This is a genomic window from Paenibacillus sp. FSL P2-0121, from assembly GCF_037975345.1.
In the GTDB taxonomy this organism is placed as follows: Bacteria; Bacillota; Bacilli; order Paenibacillales; family Paenibacillaceae; genus Paenibacillus_AQ; species Paenibacillus_AQ odorifer.
This window is the reverse complement of record NZ_CP150245.1, coordinates 186,930-208,232: the sequence shown is the minus strand read 5'-3', so window position 1 is coordinate 208,232 and position 21,303 is coordinate 186,930. Positions and strand designations below refer to the sequence as shown.

Sequence of the window (21,303 nt, the reverse complement as noted above, 5' to 3'; positions counted from 1 at the left end):
CATCCCTTTTCCTAATAAATTTATTGAATTGACTTAGCTAGCGCCATGGCGGCCACATATCCGGAACTCCAGGCCCATTGCAGGTTATAGCCGCCGAAATCTCCGTCGACATCCATCACTTCGCCAGCCAAATACAGCCCAGGCACCAGCTTGGATTCCAGCGTTCCTTCGATGAGTTCCGACGTATCAATGCCGCCGGCTGTCACTTGCGCATTCGTAAAGCCATTGGTATCCGTCACTTTAAATTCCCAACGCTTCAAGATTTGATAAAATTTCCCCTTAGTTTTCAACGACAGAGCCTGGCAAAGCAGCTGTGGTTGCTGATCTAAGCCGGTCTCCTTGAGTAGGACCGTAACAAGCTTCTTGTTAAAGATGCCAACGAGAGAATCCGCAACCGTCCGGTGTCCAAAGGTCTCCCAGAGCCTTTCTAAAAACTCAACTAACTCTTCCTCCGTGCGGCCCGGCATCAGATCAACCGACAATGTTACCTGTTCTCCTCTTGCAAGATGATACGCAGCCTTCCTGCTTAGCTGAAGAATTGGCGGGCCGGTAATACCATAATCCGTGAAGGCAATTTCACCCTGTTCACTGCAGATGACTTTACCGTTCACAATGATATGGGCTTGTCCCTGAGATTTGATAGTGGACAGTGCCCTCATATTCGGATATTGCAGCTTCAATTGCACAATGGCCGGCAAAGGCTCAATCAGGGTGTGCCCCAGACGTTCGGCAAGTGTATACCCAGGAGGTTCTTTTCCCGCATTTGGACCGGCAAGGCCACCCGCAGATAGAAGTAGATAGTCGCTAGTATAAACAACCTCCTCCTCTGTCTCCGTTTGGCATTTTATCTTGAAGCGCGGATGATTCTTCGAAACAGTAACATCCAACACTTTGTTATTGAGGTATACCGGAACATTCCGATCCTCCAGCGCAAGCTGGAAAATATCCAGCACCGCTGCTGCCTGCAGCGACATTGGATACATCAAGCCCTCCTTCAATCTTGTAAGTGGAAGCCCGAGAAAGGAGAAAAAATCTATAGTCTGACGGATGCCAAATTGCTGCAATACCGCAAGTGGAAATCCGGCCTGATTACTGTGATACTTGTGCGATAAAGCAATTGCTTCATCCGTACCCGTCGCAGTGGATTCATTCGTAATGTTACAGCGGCCATCACCTGTCATTAATATCTTCTTTCCAATCCGGTCGTTACCCTCCAGAATGGCAGTATCGATACCCATATCCCGCGCAGTAACGGCGGCCATTAGTCCGGCAGCACCTGCGCCGATAATAAACAGCTTGTGGTGCATAGAAGTCTGATTCTCATACATGGTTGGTCAATGCATCCTTTATCCAATTTTTCTAAAACACAGAGTCACTTTATTAAATTATAGCATAAGTATACTGGTTTTCATTTATATCTCCCTATTAACTCTTCCTATCCTAGGTTTGCCTTTTTTATCCCTATATAGAACCTTAAATTTTTCTTCACACCTTCTTCACTGCAATCTTTAATTCCACATACGAAAGATACTGGATCTAGCAAGATACTCATTTTTTTGAACCGCCACGCATAGTCCAGATCATATTCTGAAAATATGAAAAAAGACACCTTTCATGGTGTCTTCAATAGTACTCCATATGGAGCCGAGCCATGGCTGTACAAATCCACAATTCGCCGCCGTGTGATGATTCGGATGTTCGGCGAGGTAGCATAGTTTAAGATCATTCCTTGGTCAGCGTATCGATGCGCGTGTGGCATTGCCCAGCGGATCAAATACGCCATTCTTCTTCCCATTGATAATACTAGCTTCTGCTTCATCTTTAATTAGATTCACTGCATAAGAGCTTGCGGTAGACATATCCGTAACTTTGCCTTTGGAAGCATCTTTATTACACTGATTTAGCCATTCAAGGAAAACAAACTCTCCTATAAAGAAAGGCGATCCTTGAGTAGCATAAAAAAGAGTTGCAACGACAACAAGACCTAGACGAAGCGTTCGAAGCGGTTAATTACAAACTTCGCAAGTACGATCAAATCTAGAAGGGGCAAATAACGGCTGAGCAGGAGTTTGTAATGGGTGATCACGAGGTAATGCATGACGAGTTCCTCTAAATATACACAAAAAAGAACCTTCAACCACTTAGCTTGTGGTTGAAGGTTCTTGCTGTTACGAACTCAGTTTGGCCGCTTCGAGCAAGCGTTGTAAAATGACGGTAGCTTCGGCACGTGTAATGACATTGTTCGGCGTAAGCTGTCCTTGATTGCCTATGATAATTCCGTATTTAACGTTAAGTGCAGCTGCCGCTCTTGCAGACAAGTCGAGCAAATGATGGTCTTTGAATGTGCTAAGCTGTTGAGCGGCTTCGCTATCGGAAATCGCTGTATCCATCCCAGCAAGCTTCATGGCTTTCCCCAGCAACACCATTGCTTCTTCTCGGCTTAGCTTCTCGTTGGGAGTGTACTGGCTGTTGTTACTTGCCGTAACTAACCCGTAGCCTTCCGCAATGGAGACCGTTTCGTAATACCATTGCCCGCTGTTGACGTCAGTAAAGCTGGTAGGCTGATCAACCGTGTGTAATCCGAGAGCCCGGACCAACATCGCCGTGAACTCAGCTCGGGTAATTTGCTTGTTCGGTTGAAAGCTCGATTCAGTGACACCTTGGACGATCAGCTTGGACGCTACTTGTTCGATATCATACTTCGCCCAATGATTCTGAATATCCGCAAAGGTTTTGTCATTCTCTATAACGGCATAGACGCTATTTGTCAGGCTATAAATGACAGCAAAGGTCTTGCCGTTCTCCCTCATCATTCGGGTAGGTACCGGCACGATGTTTCCATCCTTCGTCATCGTAATCCCCGTTATATTTTTATTGTGATCATCTGCTGAATTGGGAATGACAATCGTCCGCTCGACATAGCTAAGAAACTTGTTGAGCTCAATCGTCTTACCGCCATGTGCTGCTGTGATGTTGAAATCAATCGGCGGCGACAAGAGTCTTGCCTTCCCTATACTATTAGCAAGTTGCACGATATCGCTTTCTGGTACATTGGTAATCTCGACTTGAATCACCATGTTTCGCAGTGCATCCTCCGAACCGAAACGCTTCGTGACAAGACTCCAATCGATCCGGTTGGCAGCTAGAAGATAGGAACCAAGCTCCGTTTGAATTAGAATAACTGCGTTTCGGTCATTCAGTGTTGTGATAAGCTGACCGTTTAAGAGCAGAAGAACACGATCTGAATCATTATGGACCGGTATGTTAATGACTGGCTTATCGGGTAAGGAATCGAGGTAACGCGATAATTTCTTCTCGTCGATGGTTACCGTTGTCACTTTCTTTCCGTTCATAACAGCAGTTGTTTCTTTGGCTAAATCCTTCTGTTTAACTCCATTGATCTCGATCTCTAGCCCTAAGCTTGGAATTGGGCTTGTACTTGAGCTTGTACTTGAGCTTGTACTTGGGTCTGAGCTTGAACCTGAACCGGATTCAGGAGTCGAGATGTTCAGCGTAAACGTGGCAATCGTCTGATTTCCTGCTTCATCGATGACGACTAGCGTGTAGTTGCCAGAAGATATAACTCTCGTTCCGGTTGTGAAGGGCTGACCGTTTAATGTAGCGGTACCTTCATTAAATCCAATCGTCAACGGACTGGTGTAGTTGCTTATTCCTACAGTTAGACCGGTTATAATCGGGTTTGTTCGATCAATTGTGAAAGAAATCATTGTGACGTTACCCGCCTCATCCGTCACCACAAGCGTATAGTCACCTTCGGCAAAAACCGTTGCGCCACTTGCGAATGGATCTCCGTTCAAGGTCGCCGTACCTTCATTGAACGTAATCGATTGATTCGTGTTATAGATAGAGCCGTCGGTCACACCGCTAATGATCGGGACCGTTTTATCGATCGTGAATGCAATGGTTGTAACGTTGCCCATCGCGTCCGTTACGATGAGTGTGTAGTCGCCCTCGGCACTGACTTCAGATCCGCTAGCAAAGGGATCTCCGTTCAAGGTTGCGATTCCCGTGTTAAACGTGATCATTCTGTCGGTATTATAACTCGATCCGTAAACAACCCCAGTAACGGTTGGGCCGGTTTTGTGGATCGTAAAGCTGACTGTCGTAACGTTGCCCACCGCATCGGTCACAATGAGTGTATAGTCGCCTTCGGCGGAAACGGTCTCGCCACTTGCGAATGGATCTCCGTTCAACGTTGCCGTACCTTCGTTAAAAGTGATCGTTCTGTCGGTGTTGTAGCTCACCCCGTAAACAACGCCGGTGACGGTTGGAGCGGTTCTGTCAATGGTGAAGTTGGCCGTCGTAACGTTACCCGCCTCATCCGTCACCACAAGCGTATAGTCACCTTCGGCGAAAATGGTTGCGCCACTTGCAAATGGATCTCCGTTCAAGGTCGCCGTACCTTCATTGAACGTAATCGATTGATTCGTGTTATAGATAGAGCCGTCGGTCACACCGCTAATGATCGGGACCGTTTTATCGATCGTGAATGCAATGGTTGTAACGTTGCCCATCGCGTCCGTTACGATGAGTGTGTAGTCGCCCTCGGCACTGACTTCAGATCCGCTAGCAAAGGGATCTCCGTTCAATGTTGCGATTCCCGTGTTAAACGTGATCATTCTGTCGGTATTATAACTCGATCCGTAAACAACCCCATTAACGGTTGGGCCGGTTTTGTGGATCGTAAAGCTGACTGTCGTAACGTTGCCCACCGCATCGGTCACAATGAGTGTATAGTTGCCTTCAGTGGAAACGGTCTCGCCACTTGCGAATGGATCTCCGTTCAACGTTGCCGTACCTTCGTTAAAAGTGATCGTTCTGTCGGTGTTGTAGCTCACCCCGTAAACAACGCCGGTGACGGTTGGAGCGGTTCTGTCAATGATGAAGTTGGCCGTCGTAACGTTACCCGCCTCATCCGTCACCACAAGCGTATAGTCACCTTCGGCGAAAATGGTTGCGCCACTTGCAAATGGATCTCCGTTCAAGGTCGCCGTACCTTCATTGAACGTAATCGATTGATTCGTGTTATAGATAGAGCCGTCGGTCACACCGCTAATGATCGGGACTGTTTTATCGATCGTGAATGCAATGGTTGTGACGTTGCCCATCGCGTCCGTTACGATGAGTGTGTAGTCGCCCTCGGCACTGACTTCAGATCCGCTAGCAAAGGAATCGCCGTTCAACGTTGCGATTCCCGTGTTAAACGTGATCATTCTGTCGGTATTATAACTCGATCCGTAAACAACCCCAGTAACGGTTGGGCCGGTTTTGTGGATCGTAAAGCTGACTGTCGTAACGTTGCCCACCGCATCGGTCACAATGAGTGTATAGTCGCCTTCAGCGGAAACGGTCTCGCCACTTGCGAATGGATCTCCGTTCAACGTTGCCGTACCTTCGTTAAAAGTGATCGTTCTGTCGGTGTTGTAGCTCACCCCGTAAACAACGCCGGTGACGGTTGGAGCGGTTCTGTCAATGATGAATTTCACCATCGTGACGTTGCCTGCTGCATCGGTTACAACCAGCGTATACACACCATCCTGATCAATCTTTGTACCGCTTGTATAAGTAGTTCCATTCAATTGCGCTGTCCCTTCATTAAAACTAGGAACTACCGATATATAAATTCCGCCCTCCATTACTCCCGTAACAATTGGCGCCACATTTTCGATCTCAAAGTTAACCGTTGTTACATTACCTACTGTATCGGTTACAACCAGCGTATACACACCATCCTGATCAATCCTTGTACCGCTCATATAAGCAGTTCCATTCAGCTGCGCTGTTCCTTCATTAAAACTGGGAGTTACCGACTTATAAACCCCGCCCTCGCTTACCCCTTTAATTTTAGGTGCTGTTGTGTCTATCTCAAAGTTAATCGTTGTTACATTGCCTGCTGTATCCGTTACAATCAGGGTATACACACCATCTTGTGAAACCTGTGCACCACTAACAAAAGCAGCTCCGTTTAAAGTCGCGGTTCCTTTGTTAAAGGTAATCGTTTTGATTGTGTTGTATATTACACCATTCGCTATTCCCGTTACGGTAGGTGCTATCGTATCAACCTTGAAAACCACCGTCGCACTATTGCCTGCTTGATCGGTGACGATCAGTGTATACGTTCCATCCTGGGTGATGTCTGTACCACTGGTATAGGGACTCCCATTAAGCAATCCGCTGCCTTCATAAAATAGAGGATTAACTTTGCTATTATATACTATGTTATTCACTACATTTGTAATAACAGGAGCTATTGTATCTACTGTAATTGTACTACTAATAGTTGAGTTGCTCGAATTACCAACTCTATCTTTATATTGTACATATACGTTTTTGACTCCCTGTCCAGCCGGAAGGACCCATGACCTCCCGTTCAGATCAGCGATACTGAACCAGCTGGTCTGCCAAGTCCCATTAACATTGGAGAGACGCACCTGCTCAACTCCTGAGCCGCTTCCATCCGTATAGGTTCCTTTTAAAGTGACCATCTCTGATTTCGTCCATGCAGCACCATCATTAATAATCAGTGCACCTGTTGGTGCTGTCTGATCCAATAGAATGATCTGAGAAGAACTGGCAGATATCGCATTGTTGGAATCTCTCACCTGCATATAGATGTTCTTCGCCCCATCCCCTCCACTTAGACTGAATGTTGCTGTATTGCTGAAAGGCAACCAAGATGCCGCCGATAAATTAGCAACGCTATTCGCAAATCTCATATGGGTAACACTATCACCTGCATCAGGATCTGAACCTGTTACGGATAGATTGACTGTGCTGGCGCTTGTCGCTGTTCCCTCCGCAATTTTGAAAGAGCCCGTAGGCGGGGTATTCGTCGGTCCGGTCTCATAAGTAACGACTAGCTTCGGGCGAAATGCAGCATTCGAAGCTTCTAAGGAATACAATAAAAATCTCCCGCTGTCTGCATCTGCTTCATTGCCGTTAAGTGTAAAAGTTACTGTGCGATCAGAACCACCCGTAAAGGCATCGACAGCACTCTTAACATTGAAAGTAATCGATTGATCCTGAAGATAAGTGCCCATCGGCACTTCCGCAGTGCTTTTCGCCGTAAATTTATCTGAAAAAGGGCTATTCACATCTACGAAGGGGAAGGTACCATTAAAACTATGGTCCAAACTATTCGCAGCAGAGCCCCTTGCCTCCATGTACAGCGTGTGATTCGGGACTCTTAATACAGTAGCAACCGTCACAACCAGCTCTGCTGATACAATGGTCCCTTCTGGAGCACCTAAATTGAAAGATGCGGCCATTCTATTGCGCACATTGACGAAGCCGTCATTATTGCTCATGCCGACATATAGATAACCATCTCCGTCATTATCATAGATTCCGTTATATTCCGCTTGACCATTTAATTGCATCGTATCAGCAGTTGCTGTATAGGTCTTTGTAACTGTGCCTCCTGCTGCTTCAGCACTCGGTACCAACCCGGGTGTGATTGTCGTGAATAGAATAGCAATCGTCATGAATAGAGTTAGAATTCTTTCTCTCAATGTTTCTCCCCATTTCATATAAATATCAATATAATACTTTATGTAATATAATTACATTATAAATAAATAATACAAAATAAAAATTTATAGACAATAGCCTTACGAAGCCTATCTTGTCTATGTAATCTATCCATTATATAATTCCAGCATTTGAGAGAATAGTTACTGCTGTCATCACTATTGTCACATGACAAATTTGTAAATTTAACCAGTTATTATTCATCCTATTTAGGTATACTTTAGAGAACGAAAAAACTGGCCTCATGTGTGTTCAATCAGTTGAGAACAGTTACGTATCCCTTCTCGTTCAGCTACCTCCTTATAGCTCGATGAACCCTCTTAATACGCTCTGACCGCCTTTAATTTGAATTCCTCTGTATACTTCTGAAATGTTTGACCTTTTTTAGCCATAAAAAATATCCCCTCCAAGTGGCACTCAAGCCTACATGATAACATGAAGGTTTTTTTGAGTGTCTACTTGAAGGGGATAATATCAATCAGCGGGTCTTTCAAATGGAGCCGAGGGGAGTCGAACCCCTGTTCGAAGATAATGACACATAAGCTTCTACGAGTCTACTTACAGTTTTGATGTCATCCTAGAAGCATTCTAACCAATATTTGATAAGTCATTCTGATTAAGGAGACTGGTCATAGGAATAACTCCTTAGTATAGTGATCCATTTATATAAGTTAATCCTGAATATATCGGTTTTTCACAGTGCTTCTTCAATACGCAGAAAGTACCTTTGGCGCTACAGATGATGGCTGGATCCTTTTAATTTTTAGAAGTTGCTAATTCCCTGCGGAATCAAGATACGCTTCAGCTTCTTCTATCGATTCGTACAAGTTTGCAATATCTTTAAACATACGATTCATTTGCGTTTTGTAGAACGCCGTAGGCGCAACATACACCCATTTGTGTTTTGTGGACATTCCAGCTTTCACAGCATCTTCACCAGTTGGAGCAAGAATTGCCATCACCTCTTGCTTAAATACCAGACCACCAGTGATTACAGTCATACCTGTAAACCCTCGCTTAGTTTTCTTCAGTATCTTCGGAAATTGTTCTGCGTACGCAAAGGCATCCTCAACTTCCATACCGTCCGATGTTACAATAATTCTGTTTTTATTTTTAACATAATCAATAGTGAAACTCATAATAGTAATTCCCCCGAATATTTTTGCTTTTAAGTGCTTAATGCCATAATCTAATCTTATATCAGTTCGAGCTCTTATAGATGTAGTTTCGGAAAATGTGCCACTAAATATTAACTTCAAAGTGAATGATCTAATTTTAGGTGTAGACAACATGTCTACAAAAATAAATACTTTTAGTTCCCCATAATTCCTTGTCTGCATTCGTCTACAATTCAATCACTAAACAGCAAAAAAACCGCTATTTCAGCGGGTTTTCTTATGGGACTGAGGGGAGTCGAACCCTGACCGAAGATAACGGTACATAAGCTTCTATGAGTGTAATTACAGTTTTGATGTCACAAAATTCATGACTCCCACCAGAAAATTGTTTACGGTGTAGTTGTAATTCTAAAGTCAAAACTGTGCTATAGCGAAAAATCGGTAACACCCTTTTTATAGGAAAATTTAAGACTATATGTTTCTTCTTTTCCATAGGGCATTGTAGCAATTTTAATACGAGTATAATCAAACCTGCTATCTTTTAACACTCTCTTTATCAAGGCTATACTACGTTCTTCTTCCGTAATGATACAAAATATATTAAGAGCATATTTTTTTGGGTCGGAAATGCATTTGCCCATATCAAAGCCATCAACACAACCTAAGTTAGCATCTATTAGAGATATGTCCAGGTATTCTATTACTTTATCTCTTAACCAGTTATCACGTTGGCTTCCTTTTTCACTTTTTAGAGGATACTGTACTACTAACCAAAATTTTTCACTCATTCATAATCACCAGCCAATGAAGAGATTATTATAATAATTATAACAAAGAAACTTTGCAAAAGGGTATCGTTAACAATAGTATGGGAACCATCCTCATGCGGACGGTATTCGTGGTGGTAGAGAAATCTTTTCTAGTTTATAAAATGCATACCAAACATTCCGAAGACCTCATAGTAGACATGATAAACCACAAGTACACATTTGAGGAATTGGCTGAAATCATTAAAAAACATTGCCTAACTTTAATTATGAGGATACAAAAAAGCGACCCCTAAGGTCGCTTTTTCTAATACTCCATATGGAGCCGAGGGGAGTCGAACCCCTGTCCGAAGATAACGGCACATAAGCTTCTACGAGTGTAGTCACAGTTTTGATGTCACCCGAGTATCGCCCCGTAACCGGCTATACGTTGGGTCAGCCTGATTGTCTTCTTCAGCTCACCGCAGGCGGAGATGAGACAGCGTATCCCACTATTTGTTAGCCCCTATCCCTGTCACATGGGCGATGCAGAGTAGAAGCACGCACACAGTTTCTTAGGCTGCGAAAGCGTAGTTGTTTTGTTGTTTGCCGTTTAATAGGCTTTAGCGTTGATGAAGCGGACGCGTCCCCACTACTCGCTACTCATGCTCGAACTACCCCCGTCGAATCCAAGAACGGCCCCTCATTAAAAAGGGCGCTTCGGATCAAGCGGATCTTCCAAGCAAGAGAGATCCAATCTACAGCTTCTTATTCAAGAAAACTGTAACGAAGCAATAACTAACTTACTTACTCAGTATAGCACATTTATCAACACTTTAACACGTGGGTTAAAGGAATTGAAGGTTGAAACTGGAACTCCTTTGAATCGTCTAGTTCTCCCAGATTATCTGGCGATCTTTTGCTTATCACGCAGTACACGCTGGATATCACGTTGAGCATCTCGCTTGGCAGCCGAGTCACGTTTGTCATACTCTTTTTTACCTTTACCAAGACCAATCAGCAGCTTCGCATAGCCATTCCGCACATAAATCTTAAGTGGCACAATCGTAAATCCATCTCGCTTGGACAAGCCCAGCAGTTTATGAATTTGCTCCTTATGCATTAACAATTTACGTGTGCGTGTGGGATCAGTAGGATTGGCACGGTTACCTTGTTCAAAAGGGCTGATATGCATGTTGTGAATCTGAATCTCACCATTGCGAATCGTAGCAAAAGCATCTCCAATATTAGCGCGGCCATTACGCAGCGACTTGATCTCTGTACCCGTCAGCACCAAGCCAGCTTCATAAGTATCCTCGATAAAATAATCATGGGAAGCTTTCTTGTTCTGGGCGAGTACTTTCCCGTCTGCTTTTTTACCCATGAGAATCACTCCTTGAATCATATTCATAAGTTAAAATAACCATGTCTGTCTAATCTTAAACGACACAGCCATCGAACGTCTGATCTATATTGTAACAAATGGAATCAAGTGAGCGCAAGGAACCTTCAACCAAATATACCTCACCTAATTTGTCATATAGTTGTCAGTAACATTACCCAATATCTAGCATTTGTTACAAAAAAACATTAAGCTGAGTTGATCTGGAGTTTTTAGAAAATAGCGAGGTTAGCCTTTTGCTTGTGCGCCTTAATTAACAGATAGTTATCCACTAATCTCTTACATATCTATATCCATTTACCCTATTTACTTATTACCTATTGTTCTCAATTATCCGCTTCCCCCTACTTGGATATACATCTATTCGACGCCTATTCAAATAGTGCCGCTTTTACCTATACTGTGCCTATCCTATACTGCACCTATCCTCTACCTATCCACTTTGCTATCACCTACGTTTTTCTATATAAATGTATTTCGTGCAACTATTTAAGCCTTATCACCGCCAAAAAACTAATTAGTTGCACTTTCTGCAGCTAAAAAAGCGAAATCAAACCAATTAGAGGTAACTCATCAGATTTAGATGTACAAAATGCAACTAACTGCCACTTTTACTACATAACCCAAATTTAACTGCACATAGTGCAATTAACCAAGTTGATGATTAGTTAAAAAGCACCGCCCCAAGAGGGACGGTGCTTAGTATCGTTATAGAGTTACGCAACGCATAACCGTCATTTATTTCTTTTTACGCTTACGTGGTGCTCCTTCTGGAGCGCCGCCATTATTGTCACTTCGTTTAGAAGTGACTTGCTCAGAAGTCTCTACGTTGCCTGGTGTAACGGACTGGCCGATGAACACGCCGCCTTTGGTTTTCTTTTTGCGGCGGCCTTTGCCTGTAGGAGCGCCGTTACGGCCTTCTCCACCGCCAAAGTTCCCCCCGCGATCCTCGCGGCTGCGGAACTTCGTGCTGCCGTCCACGCCCCGCGCTTCGCCGCCGGAGGAGTCGGACGCAGGAGCGCCGTATCCGCCTTTGCCTGAGCCAAAGCCGAAGCTGATGCCGCGTCCACCACCGGCACCGCCGGTGTCTCCTCCGCGGCCTCGCCCGCCGCTGCTCTCACGCGGCGCGCCTGCGTTGCCGCCGGCTTCGCCTCCGCGCTCTGCGCCCGGCGCAGCAACTACCCGGCTCGCATCCTCGCCGGCCTCGCGCCCGCGCTTCCGCTTACCGCGGCCGCCCGCTGCGCCAACACCGGCCGCTTCGCGCGTCCCTTCACCGGCGCGCACAGCTGCGCCCGGCTTGCCCTTGCCCGCGCCTGCAGCAGCGCCGCCGGGCTTGCCTTTACCGCCGCGTCCCTTGCCCGCGGCGCCTTTGGCCCCGGCCGGCTTAATGAAGCCGCCGCCCGAACGGCCGCCCTTGCCTCCGCGGCCGCCTGCAAAACCACCGCCGCGGTGCTCGCCTGGCGCGCGTGGCTTCATGTCGACCAACTCGAAATCGATCGTGTGGTCATCCATATTTACTTTGGCGACTCGGATCTTCACCTCGTCACCAATGCGGAACACACGCGATGTGCGCTCGCCAATGAGCGCCATATGACCTTCGTCGAAGTGATAATAATCGTCGCTCATTGCACTGAGACGAATAAGACCTTCGACGGTATTATCCAGCTCGATGAACATTCCGAAGCTGGTCACACTGCTGACCATAGCCTCGAATTCCTCGCCTACTTTATCCTGCATGTATTCTGCTTTCTTCAGTTGCTCCGTATCGCGCTCAGCTTCTACCGCCACACGCTCGCGTTCCGAAGACTGCTGAGCAATGTCAGGCATCCGGCTAGACAAATAATCATGCCGTTTCTGGGTCAGTGCCCCTCCATTCTCAATCACTTCACGCATTACGCGGTGAATGACCAGATCGGGGTACCGGCGAATCGGAGAAGTGAAGTGAGAATAGTATTCCGCAGCCAGTCCGAAATGGCCCGTGCTCTCCGCATCATACTTTGCCTGCTTCATAGAACGCAACATCATCGTACTGATGACCGTCTGCTCCTTTGTGCCTTGGATTTGCTCCAACAAATCCTGCAAAGCACGTGGATGAACCGAATTGCCACGACCCTTGACGTGATATCCGAAATTGGCCGCAAAAGCCATGAAATTCTGCAGCTTCTCTGGGTCTGGATCTTCGTGAATCCGGTAAAGGAACGGAACCTTCAACCAGTGAAAATGCTCAGCAACTGTTTCATTCGCTGCCAGCATGAACTCCTCGATAATCTGTTCCGCGACAGAACGTTCACGCTTCACGATATCTACAGCCTTGCCGTTCTCATCCACGATGATTTTGCTCTCTTCAAAATCAAAATCAACCGCACCCCGGCGCATCCGCGCATCGCGCAGCTTCATCGCCAATTCCTTCATGAGGCGGAAATCGTCAATTAGTGGACTATAACGTTCCAGCAGCTCTGGATCTTCGTCTTCGAGAATTTTACGAACATTGGAGTAAGTCATTCTCTCTTTGGTGCGAATCACGCTCGTAAAGACATCGTGCTTCACAACCTTCATTTGCTCGTTAAATTCCATTTCACAGGACATTGTTAACCGGTCTACCTGTGGATTCAAGCTGCAAATCCCGTTCGATAGACGGTGCGGCAGCATCGGAATAACCCGGTCTACCAAATACACACTACAACCGCGGTCATAGGCTTCTTTATCCAGCTCAGAGCCTTCACGCACATAATAACCTACGTCTGCTATATGGACGCCCAGCTTGTAATGTCCATTCTCCAAGCGCTGTACGTTTACCGCATCATCCAAATCCTTAGCATCTTCGCCATCAATCGTAACAATGTTCAGTCCGCGCAGGTCGCGTCTTCCTTGCTCCGCAATCTCCTCTTCTGTAATTGAATCAGGAGCACTATCGGCTTCATCCATCACTTCAGCTGGAAATGCTTCAGGCAATTGATGTTTGCGGATAATGGAAAGAATATCAACACCCGGATCATCCTTATGTCCGAGAATTTCAATAATTTCACCCTCTGCCGCTGCTCGGCCTTCCGGATAACTCACAATACGCACAACGACCTTTTGACCATCTACAGCACCTTTAAAGGATTGCTTCGGAATAAAAATATCACGATTAATCCGCTTATCATCAGGCAGCACAAAACCATAGGTCTCCAGGTTCTGAAAAACACCTACCGTCTGCAACACGCCACGTTTTACAATACGTACTACTTCGCCTTCCATACGTCCGCCGGACGGACTTTTAGAGGTAATACGAATCAGAACGATATCGCCATTCATAGCTCCCTTAAGATCATTTGCATGGATATATACGTCAGGATGATCACGATCATCCGGGATTAAAAAAGCAAAACCCTTCGCATGTGCTTGTAAACGTCCACGCAGTAAATCCATCCGTTCTGGCACGCCATAACGTGCAGTACGGGTCAATACAATTCTTCCATCCTGCTCTAATTCAATCAGCAGCTCCTCGAACTTTTTAAACCCTTCACTATCCTCTAGAGCAAAATGACTCACCAGCTCTTCATAAGTCATTGGTTTATATGCAGTTTCCCGCATGAAATCGAGTAATATTTCTTGTGTTATCATGTTCGTCACCCCAGCCCTCCGCGGCTTCAAGCCGCTGGCAAATATGTATATCTTGTCCTGCCCTGCAGTAATGCCAAGTAAATTTTACCTTTACTACTTCATACCCTAGTATACACGAAATCAATCCTGCGCATCCCTGTTACTGTCATCCAAAGGTTAACACAGTACAAAATTTCCTTTAACTGCTGAAATACATCCATGCCAATTTCAGATTTACTTCCTATCGATCCAGCCTTTTTCTTTGCGAATATGAAAAGAAAAGCACCCTTAGGTGCTTTTTAACTCCTTTTAATATAACAAAAAAGCCTCCGCTCTATTCCATTTAGAACAGAGCGAGGGCTTACGGTAGATCTTTTAGTCGATTAGAATAGCAGCTAGAATCGCCATGATGAAGAAACCAGCAGCAAGTCCAACAGTTACACGTTGTAGTACAAGCTCCATACCACGAGCTTTTGTTTTACCAAAGAGATGCTCAGCACCGCCAGAGATGGCACCGGAAAGACCCGCGCTTTTCCCCTTTTGCAGAAGAACGACCGCAATAAGACCGACGGAAAAAATCAGGAGCACAACTTTCAAAAAGATATCCATTCACTTCCACCTCCTACGCCTAAGCATCACTATCTATGGTAATTTAGGTTATCACGATACATAAACAGTATTCTTATTTTATCATAGCGCTGTCGGTAATACAACAGCTTAGACTGTTAAGTCGTAGCTTTTCTTGCAAGATAAGGACAAACCTATTAAAGTCTATCTTCTTCAAATCATAAAAAAGACCCGCCATAACGGCGGGTCTTCGAAGTCTGCTATAAAGGCAGATTATCTTTTAAGGTTGTAGAAGGATTTCAGGCCGTTGTATTGAGCCAATTCACCCAACTCATCTTCGATGCGAAGCAATTGGTTGTATTTAGCAACACGGTCTGTACGGGAAGGAGCACCTGTTTTGATTTGACCAGCATTAGTCGCAACAGCGATATCAGCGATTGTGCTATCTTCGGATTCACCGGAACGGTGGGAGATAACTGCTGTGTAACCAGCACGTTTAGCCATTTCGATAGCATCAAAAGTTTCAGTCAATGTACCAATTTGGTTAACCTTAACCAAGATGGAGTTACCGATACCTTTTTCGATCCCTGTTGCAAGACGCTCAGTGTTAGTTACGAACAAGTCGTCACCAACCAATTGGACTTTGTCGCCCAATTTTTCAGTAAGCAATTTCCAGCCATCCCAGTCGTCTTCGGACATACCGTCTTCGATTGTGATGATAGGATATTTTTCAACCCATGAAGCAAGAAGGTCAACATACTCAGCGGAAGTGTAAGATTTACCTTCGCCAGCAAGGGTGTATTTACCGTCTTTGTAGAACTCAGTGGAAGCAACGTCCATACCCAAGAATACGTCAACACCTGGTTTGTAACCAGCTTTTTCAATAGCTTCGATGATTGTAGTGATTGCTTCTTCATTCGAACCAAGGTTCGGTGCGAAACCACCTTCGTCACCTACAGCTGTGTTCAGGCCTTTGGATTGAAGTACGGATTTCAAGTTGTGGAAGATTTCAGCACCTGTGCGAAGAGCTTCTTTGAAGCTTGGAGCTCCTACAGGAAGAACCATGAACTCTTGAACGTCGATGTTGTTGTCCGCATGCTCACCACCATTGATGATATTCATCATTGGTACTGGAAGAGTTTTAGCGTTGAATCCGCCCAGGTATACGTACAAAGGAATATCCAAAGCTGCTGCAGCTGCACGAGCTACTGCCATGGATACAGCTAGGATTGCGTTAGCGCCCAATTTACCTTTGTTAGGAGTTCCGTCCAAAGTAATCATCAATTTGTCGATGCCCACTTGGTCAAGAGCGTCCATACCGATAACTTCTGGAGCGATGATTTCATTTACGTTCTCAACAGCTTTCAGAACGCCTTTACCCATGTAACGGGATTTGTCGCCATCACGAAGTTCTACAGCTTCGTGAGCACCAGTGGAAGCGCCGGAAGGAACGATAGCGCGGCCTTTAGCACCGGATTCCAGATAAACGTCAACCTCTACAGTAGGGTTACCACGGGAGTCAAGGACTTCGCGAGCATATACATCAGAAATAATAGTCATGTAAGTTAATCTCCTTTTAACATTGTTTTGGTCTTACTTGTATAGCTTAAAATCAAAGGCGTTATACCTTACCTTACTTACGGCTAGCAATCATGGATTGTCCGGTCATTTCCGCAGGTTGCGGAAGTCTCATCAAATCTAGGATTGTTGGTGCTACGTCTGCAAGAATACCGGATTCACGCAATACAACATTCTCAGTAGTCACGATGAACGGAACAGGATTGGTTGTATGAGCTGTGAACGGGCGACCGTTCTCGTCAAATACCATATCTGCATTACCATGGTCAGCGATAATAATGGCAACGCCACCTTTGGCAACAACCGCATCCACTACTTTACCTACACACTCATCCGTCACTTCTACAGCCTTGATTGTTGGTTCCAGCATGCCGGAGTGTCCAACCATATCAGGATTGGCAAAGTTAAGAATGATAGCATCCTGTCTTTCCGCTTCGATTTCCGCTACGCAGGCTGCAGCCACTTCGTATGCGCTCATCTCAGGTTGAAGATCATAGGTTGCCACTTTAGGAGAGTTGATTAAGATCCGGGTTTCACCAGGAAGCTCCTCGTCACGTCCACCGCTGAAGAAGAAGGTTACATGCGGATATTTCTCAGTTTCCGCGATGCGCAGTTGCTTCTTGTTTTGTTGAACAAGCACTTCACCCAATGTGTTATCCAGGTTCTTCGGTGAATAGGCTACATAACCTTGTACCGTTTCGCTGAAAGTAGTTAGGCATACGAAGTGCAGGTTTTGCGGGAACAAAGGACCACGGTCGAAACCGCGGAAATCTTGATTCGTGAACACTTGTGACAATTGAATAGCACGGTCAGGACGGAAGTTGAGGAACACGACGGAATCGCCGCTCTCTACTGCCGTTACAGGTTTGCCTTCACTGTCTACAATTACACTAGGTTCAACAAATTCATCAAATACCGAGTTTTCATAAGATGAAGTGATGGCTTGCACAGCATCCGTGTATTTAGGGCCTTCACCATAAACCATAGCACGGTAGGCTTTCTCTACACGTTCCCAACGTTTATCACGATCCATTGCGTAATAACGTCCGGACACCGTTGCAATTGTACCCACGCCAACCTCTTCGATTTTAGCTACTAGATCTTGGACAAACTTCTTCCCACTATCAGGAGCTACGTCACGACCGTCCATAAAAGCATGGATATACACTTCATGCATATCTTCTTTTTTAGCCAGGTCAAGCATAGCAAACAAGTGGTTAATATGGCTATGTACCCCTCCGTCGGATACAAGCGCGTAAAGGTGAAGCTTTTTGCCAGTGTTCTTAGCATTTCTAACTGCGCTAACCAGGGTTTCGTTATCGAAGAACTCGCCCTCGCGGATCGATTTATCAATACGAGTCAAATCCTGATAAACGATCCGGCCTGCACCAATATTCAAATGCCCTACTTCGGAGTTGCCCATTTGGCCTGCCGGAAGGCCTACAGCTTCACCGCAAGCAGTGAGTGTAGTGTTAGGATATTGTTTCAGGTAACGGTCATAGTTAGGTTTGTTGGCTTGAGCAACGGCATTACCTTCTGTCGTTCCACGCAAACCAAAACCATCCATGATGATCAAAGCTACGGGTTTTGGAGCTGACATCTTACTTCGCCCCCTCAACCAATTGAACGAAGGAATCCGGTTGTAAGCTGGCACCGCCAACAAGCGCACCATCGATGTCGCTTTGGCCCATGTACTCAGTTACATTCTCAGGCTTCACGCTGCCGCCGTATTGAATACGAACAGCTTCAGCTGTTGCTGCATCATACAGATCTTTTACAAGACTGCGGATGTAAGCAATAACTTCGTTAGCATCTTGGGAAGTGGAAGATTTACCTGTGCCAATAGCCCAGATAGGTTCGTATGCAATAACAACTTTTGCTGCTTGCTCGGCACTAAGACCTTGGAATGCAGCTTCAGTTTGTACTTTACATACTGCTTTAGTTTGATCGGCTTCACGCTCTTCGAGCTTTTCGCCGACACATACGATAGGAGTAATTCCGTGACGGAATGCAGCATGCATTTTCTTATTCACGATTTCATCCGTTTCGCCAAAATAAGCACGACGCTCAGAGTGGCCAATGATAACATAGTCCACACCAAGATCACTTAGCATTACACCACTGATCTCGCCTGTGTAAGCACCGTTATCTTCAAAGTGTAGGTTTTGTGCACCAATCTTGATGTTAGTACCTTTTGCAGCTGCTACAAGTGCAGGCAGGTTAGTAAATGGAGCGCAGATTACAGTCTCAACGCCTTCTACTTCTGCTTTGCCTTTAATTTCAGCAATAAAGCTTTCTGCTTCAGGAACTGTTTTGAACATTTTCCAGTTACCTGCAATAATAGGTGTTCTCATGACTTATGTTGCCTCCTTCTTAGGTCTTACTTATCGTTCAGTGCTTCTACGCCAGGAAGCGCCTTGCCTTCCATGAACTCAAGGGATGCACCGCCACCAGTGGAGATATGATCCATTTGATCAGCCAGGTGGAATTTCTCTGCTGCTGCTGCGGAATCTCCGCCACCAATAACAGTGTAACCTTCAGTAGTTGCACAAGCTTTTGCTACTGCAAGTGTACCTTCAGCGAATTTATCGATTTCGAATACGCCCATAGGTCCATTCCAGACAACCAGCTTGGAGTTCTTGATAATATCGGCATAAAGTTCACGAGTCTTAGGTCCGATATCAAGTCCTTCCCAACCTTCTGGGATTTCATTGTAATCAACGATCTTAGTGTTAGCGTCAGCACCAAATTTATCAGCAACAACAACATCAACAGGAAGCATGAAGTTTTTACCAAGTGCTTTTGCTTTTTCGATGAATCCAAGAGCAACGTCAAGTTTGTCGTTGTCTACTAGTGATTTACCGATTTCAAAGCCTTGTGCTTTAGTGAATGTATAAGACAACCCACCGCCGATCAGGACGTTATCAGCCAAAGACAACAAGTTATCAATAACATCAATCTTGTCTTTAACTTTCGAACCACCGATGATCGCAGTGAAAGGACGTTCTGGGTTAGAAAGAGCTTTACCAAGAACAGACAATTCTTTCTCCATCAAAAGACCGGATACAGCTGGTAGGAAATGAGCGATACCTTCTGTCGATGCATGTGCACGGTGAGCCGCACCAAACGCATCATTAACAAACAAATCAGCCAATTCAGCGAATTGTTTAGCCAGTTCAGGATCGTTTTTCTCTTCACCTGGGTAGAAACGAACATTCTCAAGTACAAGTACGTCGCCTTCGCCTAGCTCAGCGATTTTTGCTTTTACAGCTTCGCCAATTGCTTCGTCAGCTTTAGCTACTGGTTTGCCAAGGAGCTCGGACAGACGTTCAGCAGCAGTAGTCAAACGCATGGAATCTACGAATTCGCCTTTAGGACGACCCATATGACTCGCAAGAATGATCTTTGCACCGTTCTCGATCAAATATTTAATGGTTGGAAGTGTTTCGCGAATACGAGTATCATCAGTAATTTTACCGTCTTCTACAGGTACGTTGAAATCCACGCGTACAAATACGCGCTTACCCTTTACTTCTACATCACGGACGCTTTTTTTGTTCATGATTAATTCCTCCACACCCAAAATTGTTTCTAGCAGGAAACAAGAAATACATTTAGAAAGAGCGGAAACAAGGAATTTCTGTTTCCGCTCTATAGATGTTGCTTATATCAAGTCAATTACTTAGCGATTTTAGCGAATTTCTCCAAAGTACGAACCAATTGTGCAGTGTAGGACATTTCATTGTCATACCAAGCAACAGTTTTAACCAGTTGTTTGTCGCCAACAGTCAATACTTTAGTTTGTGTAGCATCGAACAGGGATCCGAAAGTCATACCTTTGATGTCGGAAGATACGATTTCATCTTCAGTGTAACCATAAGTGTCTGGATCGGAAGCTGCTTTCATTGCTGCGTTGATTTCTTCAACAGTAACGCTCTTATCAAGAACAGTTACAAGCTCAGTCAGGGAACCAGTTGCAACTGGAACACGTTGAGCTGCACCATCCAATTTACCTTTAAGTTCTGGAATAACCAGACCGATTGCTTTAGCAGCACCAGTAGTGTTAGGAATGATGTTCTCAGCTGCTGCACGAGCGCGTCTGAAGTCACCTTTAGCATGTGGAGCATCCAAAGTGTTTTGGTCGCCAGTGTAAGCATGAATTGTAGTCATCAAGCCTTCAACGATACCGAACTTGTCGTTCAGTACTTTTGCCATAGGAGCTAGGCAGTTAGTTGTGCAAGATGCGCCGGAAATAACAGTCTCAGTACCATCAAGAATGTCATCGTTAACGTTGTAAACGACAGTTTTCATGTCGCCAGTAGCTGGAGCGGAGATAACTACTTTCTTAGCTCCACCTTTCAAGTGTTTTTCAGCTGCTTCTTTAGTTGTGAAGAAACCTGTGCACTCAAGTACGATATCAACGCCTAGGTCGCCCCATGGCAATTCTTCAGGGTTGCGGTTAGCAAGAACCTTAACTTCTTTACCATTGACTTTGAAGAAGCCATCATGCACTTCAACATCACCTTGGAATTTACCTTGAGTTGTATCATATTTAAGCAAATGAGCAAGCATCTTAGCGTCAGTCAAGTCGTTGATTGCTACCACTTCGATACCTTCTACATTTTGAATACGGCGGAAAGCAAGGCGTCCAATACGTCCAAAACCGTTAATTCCAACTTTTACACTCATTGAATAGTTCCTCCTAGAATTCGTTTTATTTATTCAAAACAGACGGTGAGGTCTGTCATGACAACAA

General features: G+C 45.1%; 13 protein-coding genes and 1 other RNA gene. All 14 read right to left on the bottom strand.

From position 1 onward, the window contains the following. Window positions 1-20: 20 nt before the first annotated feature. Window positions 21-1,328, bottom strand: a complete 1,308-nt coding sequence (locus MKY54_RS00985; RefSeq protein ID WP_081388342.1) for an aminoacetone oxidase family FAD-binding enzyme — start codon at window positions 1,326-1,328, stop codon at window positions 21-23. A gap of 284 nt (window positions 1,329-1,612) precedes the next feature. Beyond that, entirely contained in the window at window positions 1,613-1,795 is a 183-nt protein-coding gene (locus MKY54_RS00980; protein WP_139329976.1) for a hypothetical protein, read from the bottom strand. Window positions 1,796-2,168: 373 nt separating this feature from the next. Next, entirely contained in the window at window positions 2,169-7,532 is a 5,364-nt protein-coding gene (locus tag MKY54_RS00975; protein ID WP_339189109.1) for an S-layer homology domain-containing protein, read from the bottom strand. Window positions 7,533-8,324: 792 nt separating this feature from the next. Beyond that, entirely contained in the window at window positions 8,325-8,690 is a 366-nt protein-coding gene (locus MKY54_RS00970; protein ID WP_076126891.1) for a hypothetical protein, read from the bottom strand. Between the two features lie 404 nt (window positions 8,691-9,094). Next, window positions 9,095-9,457, bottom strand: a complete 363-nt coding sequence (locus MKY54_RS00965) for a hypothetical protein (protein ID WP_339189108.1) — start codon at window positions 9,455-9,457, stop codon at window positions 9,095-9,097. 296 nt (window positions 9,458-9,753) lie between these two features. Continuing rightward, window positions 9,754-10,118, bottom strand: a transfer-messenger RNA (tmRNA) gene (gene ssrA / locus MKY54_RS00960). Window positions 10,119-10,319: 201 nt separating this feature from the next. Then, window positions 10,320-10,799 (bottom strand): SsrA-binding protein SmpB, encoded by a 480-nt coding sequence (gene smpB, locus MKY54_RS00955; protein WP_036687155.1) that lies wholly within the window; start codon window positions 10,797-10,799, stop codon window positions 10,320-10,322. Between the two features lie 756 nt (window positions 10,800-11,555). Continuing rightward, window positions 11,556-14,423: a ribonuclease R gene (gene rnr, locus MKY54_RS00950; RefSeq protein ID WP_076308747.1), complete on the bottom strand. Its 2,868-nt coding sequence runs from the start codon at window positions 14,421-14,423 to the stop codon at window positions 11,556-11,558. 354 nt (window positions 14,424-14,777) lie between these two features. Further along, a complete protein-coding gene (gene secG, locus MKY54_RS00945; protein WP_076126868.1) occupies window positions 14,778-15,011 on the bottom strand; it encodes a preprotein translocase subunit SecG in 234 nt (77 codons plus the stop codon). A gap of 231 nt (window positions 15,012-15,242) precedes the next feature. Further along, window positions 15,243-16,529, bottom strand: coding sequence for a phosphopyruvate hydratase (gene eno, locus MKY54_RS00940; RefSeq protein WP_036687130.1), 1,287 nt, complete (start codon window positions 16,527-16,529; stop codon window positions 15,243-15,245). Between the two features lie 73 nt (window positions 16,530-16,602). After that, window positions 16,603-18,147, bottom strand: a complete 1,545-nt coding sequence (gene gpmI, locus MKY54_RS00935) for a 2,3-bisphosphoglycerate-independent phosphoglycerate mutase (protein ID WP_339189106.1) — start codon at window positions 18,145-18,147, stop codon at window positions 16,603-16,605. Between the two features lies 1 nt (window position 18,148). Further along, on the bottom strand, window positions 18,149-18,901 hold the full coding sequence (gene tpiA, locus MKY54_RS00930; RefSeq protein WP_036687124.1) for a triose-phosphate isomerase: 753 nt from the start codon (window positions 18,899-18,901) through the stop codon (window positions 18,149-18,151). Window positions 18,902-18,927: 26 nt separating this feature from the next. After that, window positions 18,928-20,109, bottom strand: coding sequence for a phosphoglycerate kinase (locus MKY54_RS00925; protein WP_036687122.1), 1,182 nt, complete (start codon window positions 20,107-20,109; stop codon window positions 18,928-18,930). A gap of 116 nt (window positions 20,110-20,225) precedes the next feature. After that, on the bottom strand, window positions 20,226-21,236 hold the full coding sequence (gene gap / locus MKY54_RS00920; protein WP_036687120.1) for a type I glyceraldehyde-3-phosphate dehydrogenase: 1,011 nt from the start codon (window positions 21,234-21,236) through the stop codon (window positions 20,226-20,228). Window positions 21,237-21,303 lie beyond the last annotated feature (67 nt).

Coding starts and splice junctions, on each gene's coding strand:
- gpmI (WP_339189106.1), bottom strand. CDS start 18,147: ATGTCAGCTCCAAAACCCGTAGCTTTGATCATCATGGATGGTTTTGGT.
- secG (WP_076126868.1), bottom strand. CDS start 15,011: ATGGATATCTTTTTGAAAGTTGTGCTCCTGATTTTTTCCGTCGGTCTT.
- rnr (WP_076308747.1), bottom strand. CDS start 14,423: ATGATAACACAAGAAATATTACTCGATTTCATGCGGGAAACTGCATAT.
- smpB (WP_036687155.1), bottom strand. CDS start 10,799: ATGGGTAAAAAAGCAGACGGGAAAGTACTCGCCCAGAACAAGAAAGCT.
- MKY54_RS00970 (WP_076126891.1), bottom strand. CDS start 8,690: ATGAGTTTCACTATTGATTATGTTAAAAATAAAAACAGAATTATTGTA.
- MKY54_RS00925 (WP_036687122.1), bottom strand. CDS start 20,109: ATGAACAAAAAAAGCGTCCGTGATGTAGAAGTAAAGGGTAAGCGCGTA.
- MKY54_RS00985 (WP_081388342.1), bottom strand. CDS start 1,328: ATGTATGAGAATCAGACTTCTATGCACCACAAGCTGTTTATTATCGGC.
- gap (WP_036687120.1), bottom strand. CDS start 21,236: ATGAGTGTAAAAGTTGGAATTAACGGTTTTGGACGTATTGGACGCCTT.
- eno (WP_036687130.1), bottom strand. CDS start 16,529: ATGACTATTATTTCTGATGTATATGCTCGCGAAGTCCTTGACTCCCGT.
- tpiA (WP_036687124.1), bottom strand. CDS start 18,901: ATGAGAACACCTATTATTGCAGGTAACTGGAAAATGTTCAAAACAGTT.
- MKY54_RS00980 (WP_139329976.1), bottom strand. CDS start 1,795: ATGGGAAGAAGAATGGCGTATTTGATCCGCTGGGCAATGCCACACGCG.
- MKY54_RS00965 (WP_339189108.1), bottom strand. CDS start 9,457: ATGAGTGAAAAATTTTGGTTAGTAGTACAGTATCCTCTAAAAAGTGAA.